This is a genomic window from Pseudomonas inefficax (assembly GCF_900277125.1).
GTDB lineage: Bacteria > Pseudomonadota > Gammaproteobacteria > Pseudomonadales > Pseudomonadaceae > Aquipseudomonas > Aquipseudomonas inefficax.
The window spans coordinates 1-3035 of sequence record NZ_OPYN01000009.1; the positions used below are offsets into that span (position 1 = coordinate 1).

Genomic DNA, 3035 nt, shown 5'->3' on the forward strand with positions numbered 1-3035 from the left:
GAAAGTGGACGTATAGGGTGTGACGCCTGCCCGGTGCCGGAAGGTTAATTGATGGGGTTAGCGCAAGCGAAGCTCTTGATCGAAGCCCCGGTAAACGGCGGCCGTAACTATAACGGTCCTAAGGTAGCGAAATTCCTTGTCGGGTAAGTTCCGACCTGCACGAATGGCGTAACGATGGCGGCGCTGTCTCCACCCGAGACTCAGTGAAATTGAAATCGCTGTGAAGATGCAGTGTATCCGCGGCTAGACGGAAAGACCCCGTGAACCTTTACTATAGCTTTGCACTGGACTTTGAATTTGCTTGTGTAGGATAGGTGGGAGGCTTTGAAGTGGGGACGCCAGTTCTCATGGAGCCATCCTTGAAATACCACCCTGGCAACTTTGAGGTTCTAACTCAGGTCCGTTATCCGGATCGAGGACAGTGTATGGTGGGTAGTTTGACTGGGGCGGTCTCCTCCCAAAGAGTAACGGAGGAGTACGAAGGTGCGCTCAGACCGGTCGGAAATCGGTCGTAGAGTATAAAGGCAAAAGCGCGCTTGACTGCGAGACAAACACGTCGAGCAGGTACGAAAGTAGGTCTTAGTGATCCGGTGGTTCTGTATGGAAGGGCCATCGCTCAACGGATAAAAGGTACTCCGGGGATAACAGGCTGATACCGCCCAAGAGTTCATATCGACGGCGGTGTTTGGCACCTCGATGTCGGCTCATCACATCCTGGGGCTGAAGCCGGTCCCAAGGGTATGGCTGTTCGCCATTTAAAGTGGTACGCGAGCTGGGTTTAGAACGTCGTGAGACAGTTCGGTCCCTATCTGCCGTGGACGTTTGAGATTTGAGAGGGGCTGCTCCTAGTACGAGAGGACCGGAGTGGACGAACCTCTGGTGTTCCGGTTGTCACGCCAGTGGCATTGCCGGGTAGCTATGTTCGGAAGAGATAACCGCTGAAAGCATCTAAGCGGGAAACTTGCCTCAAGATGAGATCTCACTGGGATCTTGAATCCCCTAAAGGGCCGTCGAAGACTACGACGTTGATAGGTTGGGTGTGTAAGCGCTGTGAGGCGTTGAGCTAACCAATACTAATTGCCCGTGAGGCTTGACCATATAACACCCAAGCAATTTGCTGACGCAGATTGCGGTGGTGAAGACGAAAGAACCGAAAGTTCGCAACATCACAAATATCGCATATCCGAATTCGCTGGGCTGTCCATCCGGACATTCTGGCAACAGAATTTCTTGACGACCATAGAGCATTGGAACCACCTGATCCCATCCCGAACTCAGCAGTGAAACGATGCATCGCCGATGGTAGTGTGGGGTTTCCCCATGTGAGAGTAGGTCATCGTCAAGATTCATTTCGCAAAACCCCTATCTGCACATGCAGGTAGGGGTTTTGTCTTTAAGTAGAAGCTATCGCTTCTCCTGGTAGGCTGAAGGCCAGCCGGTGGTAGTAAAAAGGTGGTTGACAGCGTTTCTGAATGCTGTATTATTCACCTCCCGCGACGAGAGATCGGAGCGAGTTAAGTGTTTGAAGTTAAACGAGTTTCTCGGAAAAACCTCAAAATAAACGCTTGACAGACCATGAGGAAAGCGTAGAATGCGCGCCTCGGTTGAGACGAAAAGCTCTTAGCCAAACGCTCTTTAACAAATCGAATCAAGCAATTCGTGTGGGTGCTTGTGAGTACGGACTGATAGTCAAAAAGATTATCAGCATCACAAGTGGCCATGCGAGAAATCACATAGTCATTTGAGATTGCTGAGCCAAGTTTAGGGTTTCTTAAAAACCCAAGCAGTATTGAACTGAAGAGTTTGATCATGGCTCAGATTGAACGCTGGCGGCAGGCCTAACACATGCAAGTCGAGCGGATGACGGGAGCTTGCTCCTTGATTCAGCGGCGGACGGGTGAGTAATGCCTAGGAATCTGCCTGGTAGTGGGGGACAACGTTTCGAAAGGAACGCTAATACCGCATACGTCCTACGGGAGAAAGCAGGGGACCTTCGGGCCTTGCGCTATCAGATGAGCCTAGGTCGGATTAGCTAGTTGGTGGGGTAATGGCTCACCAAGGCGACGATCCGTAACTGGTCTGAGAGGATGATCAGTCACACTGGAACTGAGACACGGTCCAGACTCCTACGGGAGGCAGCAGTGGGGAATATTGGACAATGGGCGAAAGCCTGATCCAGCCATGCCGCGTGTGTGAAGAAGGTCTTCGGATTGTAAAGCACTTTAAGTTGGGAGGAAGGGCAGTAAGTTAATACCTTGCTGTTTTGACGTTACCGACAGAATAAGCACCGGCTAACTCTGTGCCAGCAGCCGCGGTAATACAGAGGGTGCAAGCGTTAATCGGAATTACTGGGCGTAAAGCGCGCGTAGGTGGTTCGTTAAGTTGGATGTGAAAGCCCCGGGCTCAACCTGGGAACTGCATCCAAAACTGGCGAGCTAGAGTACGGTAGAGGGTGGTGGAATTTCCTGTGTAGCGGTGAAATGCGTAGATATAGGAAGGAACACCAGTGGCGAAGGCGACCACCTGGACTGATACTGACACTGAGGTGCGAAAGCGTGGGGAGCAAACAGGATTAGATACCCTGGTAGTCCACGCCGTAAACGATGTCAACTAGCCGTTGGAATCCTTGAGATTTTAGTGGCGCAGCTAACGCATTAAGTTGACCGCCTGGGGAGTACGGCCGCAAGGTTAAAACTCAAATGAATTGACGGGGGCCCGCACAAGCGGTGGAGCATGTGGTTTAATTCGAAGCAACGCGAAGAACCTTACCAGGCCTTGACATGCAGAGAACTTTCCAGAGATGGATTGGTGCCTTCGGGAACTCTGACACAGGTGCTGCATGGCTGTCGTCAGCTCGTGTCGTGAGATGTTGGGTTAAGTCCCGTAACGAGCGCAACCCTTGTCCTTAGTTACCAGCACGTTATGGTGGGCACTCTAAGGAGACTGCCGGTGACAAACCGGAGGAAGGTGGGGATGACGTCAAGTCATCATGGCCCTTACGGCCTGGGCTACACACGTGCTACAATGGTCGGTAC

The 3035-nt window shown here is 51.9% G+C and carries 3 rRNA genes; all 3 read left to right on the forward strand.

Going from position 1 to position 3035, the window contains the following annotated elements:
• Positions 1–1098: ribosomal RNA gene (locus JV551A3_RS01785) — 23S ribosomal RNA — on the forward strand; the annotation flags it as partial.
• A gap of 131 nt (positions 1099–1229) precedes the next feature.
• Positions 1230–1345: ribosomal RNA gene (gene rrf / locus JV551A3_RS01790) — 5S ribosomal RNA — on the forward strand.
• 446 nt (positions 1346–1791) lie between these two features.
• Positions 1792–3035 (forward strand): 16S ribosomal RNA (locus tag JV551A3_RS01795); the annotation flags it as partial.